This window comes from Intrasporangium sp. (assembly GCF_040414665.1).
In the GTDB taxonomy this organism is placed as follows: domain Bacteria; phylum Actinomycetota; class Actinomycetes; order Actinomycetales; family Dermatophilaceae; genus Intrasporangium.
This window is the reverse complement of record NZ_JBEDUL010000026.1, coordinates 1-16,402: the sequence shown is the minus strand read 5'-3', so window position 1 is coordinate 16,402 and position 16,402 is coordinate 1. Positions and strand designations below refer to the sequence as shown.

The following is a 16,402-nucleotide window of genomic DNA, read 5'->3' as shown; positions in this document are numbered from 1 at the left end:
GCGGGGATCCACGGGGTGTCACAATCCGGAGTCTTGCCTGCCCTGTCGCGGGAGGCAAGGGGTGGGAGCTGAACTGCCGTTCGAGGTGGCCCATCGCTCTCGAGAGCGACATGACACCTCCATCCGAATACCTCGAACGACGCTGCCGTATGCCGCTGAGTTCACTTCCCGGCGCACCCCCACCTGCCAGCACTCCCGCACCCGGCAGACTGAGCGCATGACGTTCCATGCCGATGACTACCAGGCAGCACGCTCTCGCTACGACTCGATGACCTACCGGCGCTGCGGGGCGAGCGGCCTCGACCTCCCCGCCATCTCCTTGGGTCTCTGGCACAACTTCGGGGACGACGTTCCCCTCGACCGGCAGCGGGCCATCCTGCGTCGTGCGTTCGATCTCGGCGTGACCCACTTCGATCTCGCGAACAACTACGGACCGCCGTACGGATCCGCGGAGCGCAACTTCGGCATGATCTTCGCGCAGGACTTCAGGCGCTACCGCGACGAGCTGATCCTCTCGACGAAGGCCGGCTACGACATGTGGCCCGGTCCGTACGGCCAGGGCGGCGGCTCCCGCAAGTACCTCCTCTCGTCCCTCGACCAGTCGCTCGCCCGCATGGGGGTCGACTACGTCGACATCTTCTACTCCCATCGATTCGACGACACGACGCCGCTCGAGGAGACGATGGGCGCGCTCGACACCGCCGTGCGGCAGGGCAAGGCGCTCTATGCCGGCATCTCCTCGTACTCGGCCACCCGGACGCGCGAGGCGGTCGAGATCCTCGGCGAGCTGGGCACCCCCATGCTCATCCACCAACCGAGCTACTCGATGCTCAACCGGTGGATCGAGGAAGGGCTGCTCGACGTGCTCGGCGACGAGGGTGTCGGGTGCATCGCCTTCTCGCCCCTGGCCCAGGGCATGCTCACCGACAAGTACCTCGGCGGGATCCCGGAGGGCTCCCGGGCCGCGCAGGGCAAGTCCCTCAGCCCCGACCTGCTCACGGACGAGTCGCTGCGGCACGTCCGCGCCCTCAACGACCTGGCCCAGTCGCGCGGCCAGTCCCTAGCCCAGCTCGCCCTGGCCTGGGCCCTGCGCGACGAACGCGTCACCTCGGTCCTCATCGGCGCCTCGAGCGTCGAGCAGCTCGAGAACAGCCTCGGCGCCCTGGACGGGCTCGACTTCTCGACGGACGAGCTGAACCGCATCGATGAGCACGCGGTCGAGGCCGGCATCAACCTCTGGAAGCGCTCCAGCACCTACTGAGCGCCGCGCGCGGTCCCAGCCCTCGCGGCGGGGTGAGTTCCACGTCGAGTGTGCAGTACGTGTCGCCGGGAGAGCGCCGCCGTCTGCGGCGTCTACTGCACACTCGACCACGAGGGCGGCGCGAGCCGATGGCCAGGTTGCGTGCGCAACTGAGCTGAGCGGCATACGGCCAATTCCGTATGCCGCTGTGCCGGCTCCCGACGTTCCCAACCCTCCCGGCGGGGTGAGTTCCTCGTCGAGTGTGCAGTACGTGCCGCCGGGAGAGCGCCGCCGTCTGCGGCGTCTACTGCACACTCGACCAGGAGGGCGGCGCGAATGGATGGCCAGGTTGCGTGCGCAACTCAGCCGAGGTCCATTCCCTCGAGCGGCGCGGCCGGCTTCAGGTCGGGAAGGCGCATCATCCGGAACGAGTTGGCGAGTCCGGCCAGACCAGCCAGCAGTGGCACGAGAAGGGCGACCTGCAGCGAGCGGTTGCGAGCATCGGTGTTGATCTCCAGGACCGCTGCCTCCACCTCCGGCGACTGGCCGGTGATCCGCTCGGACAGCGCGGTGTTGCTCATGACCTCGGCATTCTCCTCGAGCGCGGCGGCGATCTGTTGCTGCTGGGCTGGCGGGATCACCGTGCTGTTCTCGGTGAGGTTCGTGAAGCTGAACGACAGGGCGGCGAGCAGGAGTCCACCGGCCATCGCGAGCCCGAACGAGAGCCCGAAGGAGCCTGCCGCTGAGTTCACACCGGCGGCCTCGCTGATCCGCTCCGGTTCGACGGGGGCGAGGGTGTAGTTGTTGAGCTGGGACACCAGCAGGCCCAACCCGGCGCCGGTGATCACGAGCGGAATCGCGGTCGCCCAGCCACTGTTCGCTCGTGGGACGAACGGGATGATGATCGCGATCCCGATGCTGGCCAGCAGGAACCCGGCGCGAATGATGGCGGCGGGACGTCGGTCCCCGGCCTTCCGCCCGGCGATCAGGGCAGCGGCGAACATGGTGAGCGAGAGCGGGGCCAACGAGAGGCCGGCCTGCATGGCGTTGTACTCCAAGGTCATCTGGAAGTAGAGCGGCAGCGCGATCATCGCGCCGCCCAGCGTGATCTGCTGGAGCATCTGACCGGTGACGCCCGCGGTGAAGTTGGGATGCCGGAACAGGTCCGGCTCGAGGAGCGTCACCCGCTGCGCCCGCTTGCGGTGGATGAGCCACCAGGCCAGGGCCGCCAGGGCCACGGCTCCGATCGCCATGAGCAGCCCGACGCGCTCCCCGCCCTCCTGCCAGACGAGAATCCCGAGCACGACCCCACCCATGCCGACCACGGAGAGGAGAGCCCCGACGAGGTCGATTCGGCGCGAGCCGGTGTATGGAACGTCGCGGACCAGCTGGATCCGGCTGAGGACGACCGCGATGATCACGGCCTCGAGGGCAAAGCCGACTCGCCAGGACAGATAGGTCGTGACGACGCCACCGAGCAGCGGGCCCACCGCGGCGGCGATCGCCGCCGACGCCCCCACCATCGCGTAGGCCTGCCGCTGCGCGGCACCGGTGAAGTTGCCGTGGATGAGGGACTGCATGGCCGGCAGGAGCAACGACGCACCGAGTCCGCCGATGATCGCCCAGAAGATGACGATGGCGGTCAGGCTCTGCGCCAGGGTCATGGCCACCGCACCGATGGCGTATCCAATGAGTCCGAGGACGTAGGCACGCTTGCGGCCGATCAGGTCACCGACCTTGCTGTTGATCAAGATGAAGGCCGCCGAGACCAGTGCCTCGAGTGCGATTGCGGACTGCACGCCACTGGCGGTCGTATCGAGGTCCCTGACCACCGCCGAGATCGACACGTTCATGAGGGAGGTGTCGACCACGAGGACGAACATCGCCATGGCGAGCAGCAGCATCAGGCGGCGATCCCTGGAGCTCTCCCGCCGATCGTCTGCAGTCGCAGGTTGATCTTGCATGAGGACAAACCTCCCTCTGAGGGAGCGGACCAGAGACCGTCGTGCTGCGACCGTACGGAATCCGGTCGGGAGCCGAATCACCCCTCGGGGATGATCGCCGTCATACGTCGCCGCGCATCAGGGCGTTGAGGTCCCCGACCTGCCCGAGGTGGCGAAGCTTGTCGGGGTTGATCTGGTTGCGCAGCCCGACGACGCGGCCGTCGCCGTCGAACTCGACGGCGAGCGTGCCCAGCAGCTCTCCCGACGGGCCGATCGTGAGGATTCCCGGCCCGCCGTTGACGTTGGCGGCCTCGAGGCGGACGCCCAGCGGACCACCCCGCCGCACCAGCCCGGCGAGGAAGCGGGCCACGGCCACCGCACCGTGCATCGGTCGGACGATCGCCGGCGCCCTGCCACCGCCATCCGCCCAGAAGACGACGTCATCGGCGAGGAGCCGCTCGAGGTCCTCGAGCCCACCACCCTTGACCGCCTCGAGGAACGCTGCGGCCAGCTCGTCCCTCCGCTCGGCCGAGGCCTCGAACCGCGGCGTGCCCGCCTCGAGGTGCTTGCGCGCCCGCGAGTAGTGCTGCCGGCAGGTCGCCTCCGACTGCTCGACGATCGTGGCGATGTCCGCATAGTCGTAGCCGAGCGCCTCACGGAGGATGAAGACCGCCCGCTCGTGCGGCGTCAGGGTCTCCATGAGCACGAGCATCGCGACCGACACCGACTCGTCCAGCTCGACCCGATGGGCAGGGTCGTCCTCGCCGTTTCCGAGGAGCGGCTCGGGCAGCCACGTGCCGACGTACGACTCCCGTCGCATCCGGGCCGAACGGAGCGTGTCGATGGCGAGCCGCGTGGTCACCGTCGTCGCCCAGGCGTCGAGGTTCCTCGGCTCCTCGCCCTCCGCGGTGGCGCGCGTCATCCGAAGGAGCGCCTCCTGGACGACGTCCTCCGCCTCGACGACGCTCCCGAGCATCCGGTAGGCGATCGAGAACATCAGTGGACGTATCTCGTCATGAGATTCCGCGATGACAGTCACGGGCTCAAGGATTCCATGGGCACTGTCACATCAGGCCGCCGCGCCTCGTCGGAGGGGACATACAGACACGGAATCCCAACAACGAAGGAGCCATCATGCGAGTCCTCCTCGCCGGCGCCAGCGGCGCCCTCGGCCACAGCCTCACCCCAGCCCTCGTCGCGGCCGGACACCAGGTCTTCGGCACGACGCGATCGGGGAACACGGCTGCGATCACCACGGCCGGAGCGACGCCGATCCGGATGGACGGCCTCGATCGCAGCTCAGTCCTGACCGCCGTTGAAGAGGCCAAGCCGGACGTCATCATCCATGAGCTGACAGCTCTGAGCGGCGGCATCAACCCGAAGCACTTCGACCGGGACTTCGCCGCGACGAACCGGCTGCGCACCGAGGCCACCCGGCACCTGCTCGAGGCCGCCCGGGCCAATGGGGTGACCCGGTTCATCGCGCAGAGCTACACCGGCTGGACCAACGATCGCAGCGGTACCGGCCTGGCCGACGAGTTGACGCCCTTGGACCCGCACGTCGGGCGGGAGGCCCGCGAGAGCCTCGACGCGATGCGCTTCATCGAGCAGACGGTGCCCGCGCAGACCGACCTCGAAGGGCTGGTCCTGCGCTATGGCGGCTTCTACGGGCCGGGCACGGGCATGGCGCGCGGCGAGCAGAGCGCGATGGTCGACCTGATCCTCAAGCGCAGGCTTCCGGTCGTGGGCAGCGGCGCGGGCCTGTGGTCGTTCGCCCACACCGTCGACGCGGCCGCTGCGACGGTAGCCGCCGTCGAACGCGGTAACCCAGGCCTCTACAACATCTGCGACGACGAGCCGGTCGCTGTCGCCGACTGGCTCCCGGCGCTGGCCCGCGAGCTCGATGCGCCGCCGCCGCGCCACGTGCCCACCTGGCTGGCCCGTCTGCTCATCGGCGAGCACGGCGTCAACATGATGACCAACGCCCGAGGGTCGTCCAACGCCAAGGCCAAGCGTGAGCTCGGCTGGACGCTGCGCTACCCCAGCTGGCGGGAGGGCTTCGCCGAGGGGCTCTGAACCCACCGTGGCCGGTTGTTTCGTGAACCCGGCGCCCGCGATGTGCCGAAGCCGCGCCCCAGCGGCGTACGGCACCGGTGTGTGCCGCTGGGCTGGGGACTTCCTGAAAACGCGACCTGTGCGCCACGCCCACCTCAGCTGGGGGACTCCTCATGTGCCGGGTGATGGTGGTGGATCGGCCCCGCCAGCTCGGTGAGCCGCTCGCCCTGACCGCCCCAGCGAAGGGCGATGATCTCGGCGGCGATGGAGACCGCGGTCTCCTCCGGCGTCCGCGCCCCGAGGTCGAGGCCGATGGGCGAGGACATGCGGCCCAGCTCCTCGTCCGTGAGACCAGCTTCGCGCAGTCGCTCGAGCCGGTCCTCGTGCGTGCGCCGGGAGCCCATCGCCCCGATGTAGGCCACCTCCGGCAGGCGCAGCGCCACCTCGAGCAGGGGCACGTCGAACTTCGGGTCGTGGGTCAGCACGGCGAGCACGGTCCGGCCGTCGATGCGCCCCGCTTCCACCTCCTCACGGAGGTACTCGTGCGGCCAGCGCACGATGACCTCGTCCGCAGCCGGGAAGCGGGTCTTGGTCGCAAAGACGGGACGCGCGTCACAGACGGTGACGTGATACCCGAGGAAGCTGCCGACGCGGGCCACGGCCGCCGCGAAGTCGATTGCGCCGAAGACGAGCATCCGCGGCTTGGGCGCGTGGACCTGGACGAAGACGCGCATGCCCTCGCCCCGGCGCTCGCCGTCGGGCCCGTAGCTCAACGTCGCCGTGCGCCCCTGCGCGAGCAGGCCTTGGGCGTCGTCGCGCACGGCGTCATCAGCCCGAGCGCTGCCCAACGACATGCTTCCGTATGCCGCTGAGCCGGCTTCCGCGCCGGCGTTCCCTCGGGTGCCCTCCTCCTCCACCGCTTCGGGATGGACGACGAGGCGCCGACCGAGCCAGGCCGGGTCCGGGTGCTCGATCACCGTGGCGACCGCAACCGGGCGGCCGGTCTCGATGTCGGCCACCACGGCACCGAGCTCCGGGAAGGTGTCCTTGGACACCTTCTCGACGTAGACGTCGAGAATGCCACCGCAGGTCAGCCCGACCGCGAAGGCGTCGTCGTCGCTGATGCCGTAGCGCTGGAGGACGGGGGTGCCGGTGTCGACGACTTCCTGGCCGAGCTCGTAGACGGCGCCTTCGACGCATCCACCGGACACGGAACCGACGGCCTCGCCACCCGGGCCCACGAGCATCGATGCCCCGGGCTGGCGCGGCGCGGACCGCCACGTCCCGACGACCGTGCCGACCCCGACGGTCTCGCCGGCGTCCCACCAGCCCATCAGCTCCTTGAGCACCTCACGCACGGGCCACCACCTCGATCAGCTCCTCGAACGTCGCGAACGAATGGCCCGCGACGAAGTCGTCAATGTGCGGAAGAGCGGCGGCGATGCCCTGCTGCACCGGCTGGTACCCGGTCTTGCCGCGGTGCGGGTTCGACCAGACCACCCGGTGGGCCAGGGCTGCCAGGCGCCGCATCTGCTCGCCGAGCAGCTCCGGACCCTCACGCTCCCAACCGTCGGAGAAGACAACAACCACCGCACCCCTGGCCATGCCCCGACGCCCCCAGCGATCGAGGAAGGCGCCGATGGACTCGCCGAGCCGCGTCCCGCCCGACCAGTCCGGGACGGCCTCCCCGGCCGCCACGAGCGCCCGATCCGGGTCGCGCTCGCGCAACGCGCGGGTCACGTGGGTGAGGCGCGTGCCCATGGTGAACACCTCGACGGAACCGCGGGGTCCGGCCGCTTGCACGAAGGCGTGAGCGAGCCGCAGCAGGCTGTCGGCATAGGAGCTCATCGAGCCCGAGACGTCGAGGAGCAGCACGACCCGGCGCGGGCGCGAGCCCCGGGTGCGGTGATGGATGCGGCCCGGCTCGCCCATCCGGCGGAGCTGCTCGCGCAGCGTGGCCGGCCCGTCGACCGCACCGAGGCGCGATCGCACGTGGCGCCGGGCGCGGCGGCGGGGGGTCCGCGGCTGGAGTCGACCGAAGAGGCGAGCGAGCGCCTGCCGCTCCTCGATGCTCAGGGTCGCGAGGTCGCGGTGCCGCAGGATCTCCTGGCCGCTGGCACGGGCACGGACCAGCTCCTCGCCGGGGTCCTCGCCCGAAGCACTTCCAGCGTCCTCCAACCCGGCCTGCGCGGCGGGCGGAGCCTCCCGCTCGACCCGCCTCGTCTGCTTGGGCTGCTCGGCGTTGAACCACGACGTGAAGACCTGGTCATAGCGTTCGACGTCCGCCGGGGACGAGGTCAGGGTGGCGCGGCCGGTCCAGTAGACCTGCCGCCGCTCGCCGAGGCCGACCTCGGTCAGAGCAAGCAGGAAGGTCCGCTCACGGTCGGCCGTCACCGGGAGCCCGGCAGCGCGCAGCGCGCGGGCGAAGCCGAGCAGCCACTCCTCGGCCGCCCAGCGAGCCTGCGGTAGTTCGACCGTCGTCATCCCGTCAGCACCCGCTCGAGCATCGCCCGCACGCGTTCCGCGTCCTCTCGGTACTTGACGGCCGAGCCGAGCGAGGCCGCGGCGACCTCGGGATCGAGCGTGGCGGCCCCGAGTGCCACGAGCGCGCGCGCCCAGTCGAGCGTCTCGGCCACTCCGGGCGGCTTGATCAGGCCGGCCTCGTTGCGCAGCCGTTGGATGACCCCGACGACCTGCTCGGCGAGGACCGGTGGCACGTCAGGCAGGCGGGTCCGGACGATGTCGAGCTCGCGCGCCAGCCCGGGGTGGTCGATCCAGTGGTAGAGGCACCTCCGTTTGAGGGCGTCGTGCAGCTCGCGAGTGCGGTTCGAGGTGAGGACGACGATCGGCGGGGTCGTCGCCGCGATGGTGCCAACCTCCGGGACGGTGACCTGCCACGTCGAGAGGACCTCGAGCAGGAACGCCTCGAACTCGTCATCCGCACGGTCGATCTCGTCGATGAGCAGCACGCACGGGGACCTGCGCAGCGCTCTGAGCACCGGCCGGGCGAGGAGGAACCGCTCGTCGAACAGCTCGTTCTCGAGCTCCCTCGGGTCACGTCGCGCATCGCGCGACAGCGCCTCCACCGTCCGCAGGTGCAGGATCTGGCGTGGGAAGTCCCAGTCGTAGAGCGCTTGGGTGGCGTCGATTCCCTCGTAGCACTGGAGGCGGATCAGCTCGAGGTCGAGGGACTCGGCGAGCGCCTCGGCGAGCGCGGTCTTGCCGGTGCCGGGCTCGCCCTCGAGCAGGATCGGGCGACCCATCCGGATCGCGAGGAAGGCCACCGTCGCAAGCGCGTCGTCAGCGAGGTAGCCGGTCCTTCCGAGGGCCGCCGCGACGTCGCTCGGGCTGGCGAACGTCTCTGCAGGCAGCCGCCGCGGACCAGGCCCGCTGACGCGCTCGGAAACGGTGTCCATGACCTGAGCATTGCCGACAAACGCGAAACGTGGAAGCACAGCACCACGACACGTCTGCGCCCGCTCACCTGTCGAGATCTGCCGGGAAGTCGACGTCCTGTCCGGTCGCGAGATCGCCGCACTCGACCAGTCGGTGGTCGTGCGCGCGGAAATAGTCCCGGGCCCCCCGGTCGCCCCGGGCAACCTCGATGACTGCCGCCCAGTGGTCCCGCCCGATGAGTGTGGGATGACCGGGAACGCCGCCGTAGGCCGCTCGGCCCAGCGCCGAGCGCCAGTCGCCCGACGCTGTGTCCAGGATGCGTCGGACCACGGCGGGGCCGACGTCCGGTAGGTCGACCAGGCTGATGAGGACCGCCTCGACGTCGGTCCTGACAGTCATTGCCGCAATGCCGGCCCGCAGCGATGCCCCCATCCCCTCGGACCAGTTCTCGCACGTCACGACGTCGACCTCCCATGAGGTCTCGTCGAGCACCGCCACCACCTCGTCGGCCGCAGCACCGACGACCACCGTCACCCCGCCACAACCGCCTCCGACGAGGGCGTCGACCGCGCGCTCCACCATGGTCGGCGCATCCGGACGGGGATGGACAAGGGCTTTTGGCCGGCCCATCCTGCTGCCCGACCCAGCCGCGAGCACGAGGCCACGGACGGGCGGGAGCGGGCTCAGCGGCATACGGGAGTCGTCCTAACGGACGCTGGCGAGGTCGATGATGCCGAGCGGCGTGAGCGGCACCTCGGTCACGCGGTCACCGTGGGCGTGGTGGGCGGCGGGCTGGAACAAGGGGACGAACGGGCCGAACTGGCTCATCTGCAGCTGCCACCGCGCGAACGCGCCCGGACGGTCGTCGCCGTAGGAGCTGCGGGTCTGTGCGGTCAGCGCGTCCATGGCCGAGTTCGCGCCGCGTACCCAGCGGGCCCGGTTCGCGACGAGGCCGCCCGGTCCGAACGCGAGGGCGGCCTCGGCATCGACATACGGGGGCGTCCAGCTCCAGAGGCCCATGGCGTTCGTGCCCTTCTCGTAGTCGGCCAGGGCCTTCGCCATGGGCGCCGGGGCAAGGGTGACGCGGACCCCGATCTGGGCCAGCTGAGTCCGGATCGCCCTGGCGACGACGCCGAGGTCGATGCCGTGGACCGGGCGGTCGCTCGCGTAGGAGAGGCGGATGGGGGCGCCTCGGTAGCCAGAGCGGGCCAGCGCGGCCTTCGCGGCGGTGAGGTCGCGGACCGGGGGAGCGGTCGGTGTCGCAGTCGGAATGGGTGCTGCCGTGCCGGTGGGCGCAGGCGTGGTCGAGCGCGCCGACCTCGGGGTCCCGGGCGTCGTCAGCGGCCGCGTGACCGGCGGTCTTGGGGTGGCCGGCGTCGTCGGTGTGGTCGGTGCCGGCGACGTGGTCGGCGGGGGAGCTGGCGGCTCGAAGGCCCCGGGGAGGCCGCGAGGCACGAGGCCGAGTGCAGGGGTGGCGCCGGCGCCAGCCGCCTCGGTGATCGCCTGGATGTCGATTCCCAGCCGCACGGCAGTGACGAAGTCCGGGTCGCCCGTCCAGGCGTTCACCGCCCGGTCGTCGTTGAGGAGCAGAAAGGCGAGGGTGGGTGAGGTCTGCGACGTGATGGCGACGCTGGACACCGCAGGCCGCAGCTGCATGGCGTCGGCGCGGTCGGGCGGCAGGTCGAGCACGATGTCGGCCGCGCCGCTCTCGATGTCCTGCGCCTGCCGGGCCGGTGTCGCGTTGCGGATGATGACGTCGCTGAACTCTGGTGGGTCGCCAGCCCAGTTCGGGTTCGGCTTGAGCGTGATCGAGCGGCCCGGCTCGACCCCGTCGATGACGTACGGGCCCGATCCGGCGGAGTGGGACGTCAGCCACGTCGTCGCGGCGTCACCGGGCCTGACGGGTCCGCCGTTGGCCTTGACGACGTCGGCGTTGAGGATGCCGAAGGCCGGGTTGGCGAGCACAGCGGGCAGGGCGAAGTTCGTGTGGGGGGAGGTCACGGTCAGGGTACGGTCGTCGACCTTCGTCAGGCTGATCGGACCGAGGAGCTGAGCCGCGGCCCCACCGAGACGGCGGGCCCGAGAGAGGGTGTAGATGACGTCGTCCGAGGTGATGTGGCTCCCGTCCGAGAACGTCACGTTCGGCCGCAGGCGCAGGGTCAGCCAGGTGCGCTCGGGAGACGTGGTCCACTCCGCGAGCCCCGGACGGACGGTCGTCGGATCCTCGGGGTCGAGCGTCGTCAGCGTCTCGTAGACCGCGTCGGCCACGAGGCGACCGCTGCGCTCAACCAGGGTGGACGGATCGAGGGACGTGAAGTCGAACAGCGTCTCGACGACGAGCGGGGGTCGCTCGACCGGAGTTGTGGTCGGGGTCGGGGTGCCCGCGCCGGTGGCAGTGGCAGTCGCCGCCGACGGCGTCGGAGGGAGCACGGGTTGAGCGGTCGCCGTGCACGCGCCGAGGAGCAGCGCCGTGACCACGGGTATGCCGACGCCCGCGAGCGCGGTGCGGGATCGACGCATTGACAGGTCCTCTTCGATGGAGACACCACCAGCCTCGAAGAGGCGGGGCGAGGGGCGACACAGGCAGCCACTCGGCCCCCTGTCGGCGTGGCCATCCTAACCGTGGCGGCGTGACGCGCTCATGGGCACTAACAGCCATCCCATACCCAGGTCGCCCAGGGTGCCGGCACGACTACGCGTGCAACGGTGAGGTCAGGGCAGGAGGTCGTCGAGGTAGAGCGGCAGCATCTCCCACCACGTCGGCCAGTCGTGCTCGTAGCCGGGACCCCAGTCGTCGACCCTGTTGGGGATGCCCTTGGCCCCCAGCACCTTCGCGGCCGCCCAGGACTCGCCCACGTCCTCCCAGGCGCCGCTGCCCGAGGCGAAGACGACCATGCGCTGGCGCAGGGTATCGAGTCCGTGCCCCTCGAGACCGGGCAGGAAGTGGAGCGGCGAGCTGAAGTAGAGGTCGTCGGTGAAGCGGCCGCCGATGAACTTCTCGATCCCGTAGGTCCCGCTCATGCAGACCGCGGAGCTGATCAGGTGGGGGTACCGACAGATCATCGCGAGCGAGTTGAATGCCCCGATCGACGCCCCGGCAACGACGACCGGCAGCCGTCCGCCGGAGTCGCTGTGGATCGCGGGGATGATCTCCTCGGCGACGGCCTGGTGGAACAGGTTGAACAGGGCCATCAGCTGGTCGGGACTCCCGGAGCGCTCTGCCATGGCCTTGCCGGCCACGCTGTCGCAGGAGTAGACCTTGGCCCGGCCTGCGTCCATGAGCGGGGCGAGATGGGCCACCATCTTGTGCCGCTCGACCTCCTCGGCATCCCCGCCAGCAGTCGGGAAGAGCAGGACCGGCACACCGTAGGTGCCCCAGCGGGCCACGGTGATCTCCGTCCGGAGCCGGTCGGAGTGCCAACGGTCGCTCGTCTTCATCGCGCTTCCTCTCTCCCGGTTGCGCAAACTCAACCACGCAGTGCCGTGGCGGTCCACGCCAACGGCACCCCGGAGTGGCGCTCCGTCGCTCGCGCAGCTCAGGGGAGGCGCCGGATGAGCGGCCAGACACCCAGCCGCATCGGATCCTGCTCCGCCTCGCGGAGCAGGATACGAGTCAGGCAGCGATAGGCCGATCTGCCCCCAAGCGACCCCCCACCCGCGCGCTCGTATTCTGCTCCGCGAGGCGGAGCACGATGTGAGCCCGCCGGCCGCGGGGGGTTGGGTGCACGCGAGCGGTTAACCGCTCCGGCGCAGCGCCCAGTTACTCGTAGACGAACTTCTGCGGTCCGGGGAAGAGCCAGGACAACCCGTCGCCGAGCCGGTCACGCCAGTTCTCCCAGTTGTGGCCATCGCGGGCCTCGACATAGCGGACTGCCATCCCGGTCTGCCGGAACACGGGCACCATCGACCGGTTCGGGGTGATGAGGGGCTCGTAGACCCCGCAGGACTGGTAGATCCGGTCGACCACAGCGGTCGGCCGCGTCCGGTAGCGGTTGACGAACTTGACCACCGGGTCGAAGGCCGGGCCGCCACCGTGCTCGAAGCCGATGTCAGTGAAGACGAGCGACGCGGACTGGAGCAGCAGCGAGCCGAAGAACCCCGGGTAGCGAACCGCCGTCGACAGCGACGCGATCCCCCCGAAGCTCGACCCCATGAGGCAGCGGGCCTCCGGAGAGTCGACGAGCGGCAGCCGCTCCAGGAGGAGCGGCACGAGCTCGCGGGCGATGAACCGCGCATGGGGGGCGTGGTTCGCATACTCACGCAGTCGATCCCCCGGCGGGACGAAGACCGCCACGAGCGGGTCCACGTCGAGGCGGTGGATGAGGTTGTCGAGGACCGTCTTCATCGCCGCGAAGTTGAGGTAGTCGGTGCCGTCGTGGACGACGAGCAGCGGATATCTCAGCGCTCGGTTGAACCGGGCCGGCAGGTAGACGTGGAAGCGTTGCTCGCGTCGCAGCGCCTTGCTGCGCATGCCTTCTTCGACGAGCGTGCCGGGCCTCGCCTCCGGATCGAACCGCACCCAGTCCGGCACCTCGTAGCCGAGGCTGGCACAGACCGACGAGGACCCGAGCGGGCTGTGCGCCAGCCGGGGGTTGAGCGGGTCGTTGAACTGCTCGTGCCGCGCGCCACGCCGGACCTCGATCTGGTACTCGACCCGCGATCCCTCCGGCAGGACCGTCGTCACCGCCCACAGATCGGTCCCGGGCAGCCGCTTCATCGCAAGCGGATCGGGCAGGCCGACGACCCGGTGACGCACCTGGGCCCCGTCGGCCTCGCCGCGCCAGATGAAGGTCGCCCGCTCGCCCTCGATGATGGGCGAGCCATGGCGGGTCAGGAAGCGGTCGACCGCGGCTCCGTCGAGCGGCGAGCGCTCTCGCAGGCGGTTGATGGCGAGCCGAGCAGTCATGCGGCCCCCCACGTGTCGACCACACCGTCGCTGTTGACGTACCGAGCGCCCTCGGGCAGGACCGTTGCCGCATCGCCCGCGCCGACCTGACCCGAGAACCGGACAATCGTCCCGTCGTCGAGCGGCACCAAGCGGTGGGTTGCGAAGCGATGGGCGAAGAGCGCCATTCGGTCCCGATCCTCCAGCGCAAGGCGGCGCCGAGCATGGGGAAGCGGGATGACCCCGCGCAACCGCCCCAGGCCGCGGTCATGGACCTCCGGCGCCGTGACCCCCTGCGGCGCGAAGTCATGGAAGAGCACGACCGGGTCGCACACCGCCATCGCACCCGCCGACCAGGCGATCACGGGCGTCTGCACCGGGATGACGACGTCGAGCAGCCGGAGCGTCTCCATGAGGATGCCGACATGGCCCCCGGCTACCGCCACCACCGCTGCCTCCGAGACGATCTCGGCGACCTCGTGACGTTGGCGCGCCAACGCCTCGCTCGACTGGACCACTTCGGAGGTCGCGGTCGTCTCGACGATCCGTGCGACCTCGTAGGCGTACCAGTCGTCGACGTCACGGAGCGCCTGCGTCGCGGACCGCCGCGCGCCTGCGGCGATGTCGTCCTTCGACGTGCGGCGCATCACGGCGAAGACGGTGTCCCATGCGGCCTGCAGCCGGATGCCGTAGAACGCCCGCAGCTCCGCGTGGCGAGTGCGGTGCTCGCGGATGGCGATGCGAAGGTCCCGGTCACTGCCGAGTGCCTCGACGGCCCGTCCGTACAGGCTGAGGTTGACCCCTCGATCGTCGAGCACCCCACGCAGCTCGGCGTCCTCTGACTCGCGCTCCTCCCACCCGGCGTTGATCATCGCAACCGGCCCCTCGCGGTCAAGGCTGCGCAGGATCGCCTGCACCGTGGTCGTAAACCGTTGCGGCCCAAGAAGAATCGTCGTCACCAGGTGCCCAGGGAGGTCAGCCGGCATGGACCTTGACGGTGCGACCGATGTCGTCGAGCATCGCCCGAGCGGCGTCGTAGTCGGGGTGGCGCAGCCGCACATAGGCGTTGGCCATGTAGCCGGCCTCGACCGGCTGGGTCCCCTCCCCGACCGCAGGGAAGTGCCCGTCGATGATCCACTCGCCCAGGCGGTGCTGGATCTCGTCGATGCCGTCGTAGCCCGTCACCACCCCGTCCCGGTCCGGTCGGAGGGCGACGATCCCAGCGGCATACGTCCGCTTCATCGGTTGGTCCAGGCGACGGTGGGCGATCACGTGTGCCCACTCGCGGTAGACGTCGACGTCGTTGGCGGCAGAGTAGAGGTCCCACGCGCCCACGCCCGGGGGGCGACAGCCGATCTCCGAGAACCGGAGACCCTTCGGGCCGTAGAACCACTCCATGTGCGTCGCCGACGTCTCGATGCCAAGGGCATCGATGACGCGCCGACCGAGCTCGCGCACCTCCTGGTAGAAGGGGTTGCCCTCGACCCGGTTCGTCGTGATGAACTGCGGCGAGATCCACCGGTGACGCATCGCCTCGAGGACGTTGGGGTAGTAGTGGGTCACCCAGTCGTGCGCGACCCGTCCGTCCAGCGTGATCGTGTCGTAGAAGCCCTCGTGCCCCTCGACGAACTCCTCGATGGCGAGCGAGGTCGCGCCCTCCTCACCGAACCGCTGCAGCGCTCGCGCGAGGTCGTCGTCGCTGTCGACGCGCACCGTGCCCGAGGCGCCGGCGCCCGCACGGGGCTTGACGATGAGCGGGTAGCCGACGCGGTCCGCGAACTCCTTCGCCTCAGTCGAGGAGTCGATCGCGGCGGACGCGGCCGTGGGCACACCGGCGGCGCGGAGCACGTCCTTCATCGACGGCTTGTCCCGGCACAGCCAGGTGGTGCGCACGCTCGTGCCGGGGATGTTCGTCGCCTCTCGCGCCTGTGCGGCCGGCATCGTGTGCGCCTCGACCGTCGCCTCGAGCGCGTCGATCCACACCTTGTCCTGGAAGAAGCGGACGGCGTCGATCAGCTGCTGGACATTGGTCACCGAGCCGACCCGGTAGTAACCACGCATGGCCCCGCGGAGGTCGTCCCCGAGGTGGGCCTCATCGGACTCGCCGATGCCGTAGACGTCCGCCCCGACCGAGGCGAGGGCGTGGACGAAGCGGCGCTGGTTCGCGGGGAAGGCCGGCTCGACGAAGATGATGTTCACCCCACCGACCCTAGGGGCCAGTGGGGTGGACGTCACGGATTGCCGGTGCTCGGCGTCACTGGGGCTGCTCGTCGAAGTCCGTCTCCTCGAAGACGCGGCGAACCTCGACACTGACCTCCGGGAACAGGTCCGCGAAGCGCCGCCCCATCTCGATCGCCTCGGCCTTGTCGGCCACGTTGACGAGGGCGAAGCCGCCGATGACCTCCCGGGCCTCGGTGAACGGGCCGTCGGTGACCGAGAGGCCCTTGGCGTCCTTGCGGATCATCGCGCCCTCGCTGCTCTGGTGGACGCCTTCGGCGGCGAGCAGGATCCCAGACGCCTGGACCTCGCCGATGAAGGCGTTCATCTTCTCGATGAACTCCTGGCTCGGGTTCCAGGCCTCCGGAAGGCTCTCGTCCAGCTTGTGAATCATGAGGTATCGCATGTCGGTCTCCTTCGTGACGGGCTGGGCCGGTCCCACCCTGTCACGCTCCCGTCGAACGCCGCCTCCCGCTTTCGACACTGTGATTTGGGATAGTGCCGTATGCCGCTGGGCTCGCTCCCTGCCGACCCTCCCCTGCGCGTCGGCTGGCTGTCGTAGGGTCGCGACATGGTGCACTTCGAGGTCCGCCTCGACACCTCCCTTTCCGCCCGCGCTGCGTGGGACCGGGTGCTCGACCTGAGGTTGCATGACCGCCTGATCCC

14 protein-coding genes are annotated in these 16,402 nt (G+C 70.1%); 2 read left to right on the top strand and 12 right to left on the bottom strand.

Annotated features, from left to right (window positions below):
* Nucleotides 1-217: 217 nt before the first annotated feature.
* Nucleotides 218-1,261, top strand: a complete 1,044-nt coding sequence (gene mgrA / locus ABF401_RS03190) for an L-glyceraldehyde 3-phosphate reductase (RefSeq protein ID WP_353508091.1) — start codon at nucleotides 218-220, stop codon at nucleotides 1,259-1,261.
* Between the two features lie 341 nt (nucleotides 1,262-1,602).
* On the opposite strand, the gene ABF401_RS03185 is transcribed toward mgrA, so the two are convergent.
* Together ABF401_RS03185 and ABF401_RS03180 are read right to left on the bottom strand one after the other, a co-directional pair.
* Nucleotides 1,603-3,204, bottom strand: coding sequence for an MFS transporter (locus tag ABF401_RS03185; RefSeq protein ID WP_353508090.1), 1,602 nt, complete (start codon nucleotides 3,202-3,204; stop codon nucleotides 1,603-1,605).
* Between the two features lie 100 nt (nucleotides 3,205-3,304).
* Nucleotides 3,305-4,222, bottom strand: coding sequence for an RNA polymerase sigma-70 factor (locus ABF401_RS03180; RefSeq protein WP_353508089.1), 918 nt, complete (start codon nucleotides 4,220-4,222; stop codon nucleotides 3,305-3,307).
* 95 nt (nucleotides 4,223-4,317) lie between these two features.
* Between ABF401_RS03180 and ABF401_RS03175 the strand changes: the two genes are divergently transcribed.
* The gene (locus ABF401_RS03175; protein WP_353508088.1) at nucleotides 4,318-5,259 is read left to right on the top strand and encodes an NAD-dependent epimerase/dehydratase family protein; all 942 of its coding nucleotides are present in this window, start codon (nucleotides 4,318-4,320) and stop codon (nucleotides 5,257-5,259) included.
* Nucleotides 5,260-5,393: 134 nt separating this feature from the next.
* Here the strand turns inward: ABF401_RS03175 and ABF401_RS03170 are convergent, their stop codons facing one another.
* From ABF401_RS03170 to ABF401_RS03125, 10 genes are all read right to left on the bottom strand, one after another.
* Nucleotides 5,394-6,596: an XdhC family protein gene (locus tag ABF401_RS03170; protein ID WP_353508087.1), complete on the bottom strand. Its 1,203-nt coding sequence runs from the start codon at nucleotides 6,594-6,596 to the stop codon at nucleotides 5,394-5,396.
* Entirely contained in the window at nucleotides 6,589-7,722 is a 1,134-nt protein-coding gene (locus ABF401_RS03165) for a vWA domain-containing protein (RefSeq protein WP_353508086.1), read from the bottom strand. Before ABF401_RS03165 ends, ABF401_RS03170 begins: the two co-directional genes overlap by 8 nt.
* Nucleotides 7,719-8,654: an AAA family ATPase gene (locus ABF401_RS03160; RefSeq protein WP_353508085.1), complete on the bottom strand. Its 936-nt coding sequence runs from the start codon at nucleotides 8,652-8,654 to the stop codon at nucleotides 7,719-7,721. Before ABF401_RS03160 ends, ABF401_RS03165 begins: the two co-directional genes overlap by 4 nt.
* Nucleotides 8,655-8,718: 64 nt before the next feature.
* Entirely contained in the window at nucleotides 8,719-9,327 is a 609-nt protein-coding gene (locus ABF401_RS03155) for a nucleotidyltransferase family protein (RefSeq protein WP_353508084.1), read from the bottom strand.
* A 12-nt stretch (nucleotides 9,328-9,339) separates the two neighbouring features.
* The gene (locus ABF401_RS03150) at nucleotides 9,340-11,154 is read right to left on the bottom strand and encodes an ABC transporter substrate-binding protein (RefSeq protein ID WP_353508083.1); all 1,815 of its coding nucleotides are present in this window, start codon (nucleotides 11,152-11,154) and stop codon (nucleotides 9,340-9,342) included.
* A 192-nt stretch (nucleotides 11,155-11,346) separates the two neighbouring features.
* Complete coding sequence (locus ABF401_RS03145; protein WP_353508082.1) at nucleotides 11,347-12,072, bottom strand: esterase family protein; 726 nt, start codon at nucleotides 12,070-12,072, stop codon at nucleotides 11,347-11,349.
* A 322-nt stretch (nucleotides 12,073-12,394) separates the two neighbouring features.
* Nucleotides 12,395-13,540, bottom strand: coding sequence for an alpha/beta hydrolase-fold protein (locus tag ABF401_RS03140; RefSeq protein WP_353508081.1), 1,146 nt, complete (start codon nucleotides 13,538-13,540; stop codon nucleotides 12,395-12,397).
* Complete coding sequence (locus tag ABF401_RS03135; protein WP_353508080.1) at nucleotides 13,537-14,505, bottom strand: Type 1 glutamine amidotransferase-like domain-containing protein; 969 nt, start codon at nucleotides 14,503-14,505, stop codon at nucleotides 13,537-13,539. Before ABF401_RS03135 ends, ABF401_RS03140 begins: the two co-directional genes overlap by 4 nt.
* A complete protein-coding gene (locus ABF401_RS03130; RefSeq protein ID WP_353508079.1) occupies nucleotides 14,495-15,718 on the bottom strand; it encodes an ATP-grasp domain-containing protein in 1,224 nt (407 codons plus the stop codon). The genes ABF401_RS03135 and ABF401_RS03130 overlap by 11 nt, the downstream gene beginning before the upstream one ends.
* A 55-nt stretch (nucleotides 15,719-15,773) precedes the next feature.
* Nucleotides 15,774-16,142: a YciI family protein gene (locus ABF401_RS03125; protein ID WP_353508078.1), complete on the bottom strand. Its 369-nt coding sequence runs from the start codon at nucleotides 16,140-16,142 to the stop codon at nucleotides 15,774-15,776.
* Between the last annotated feature and the right edge of the window lie 260 nt (nucleotides 16,143-16,402).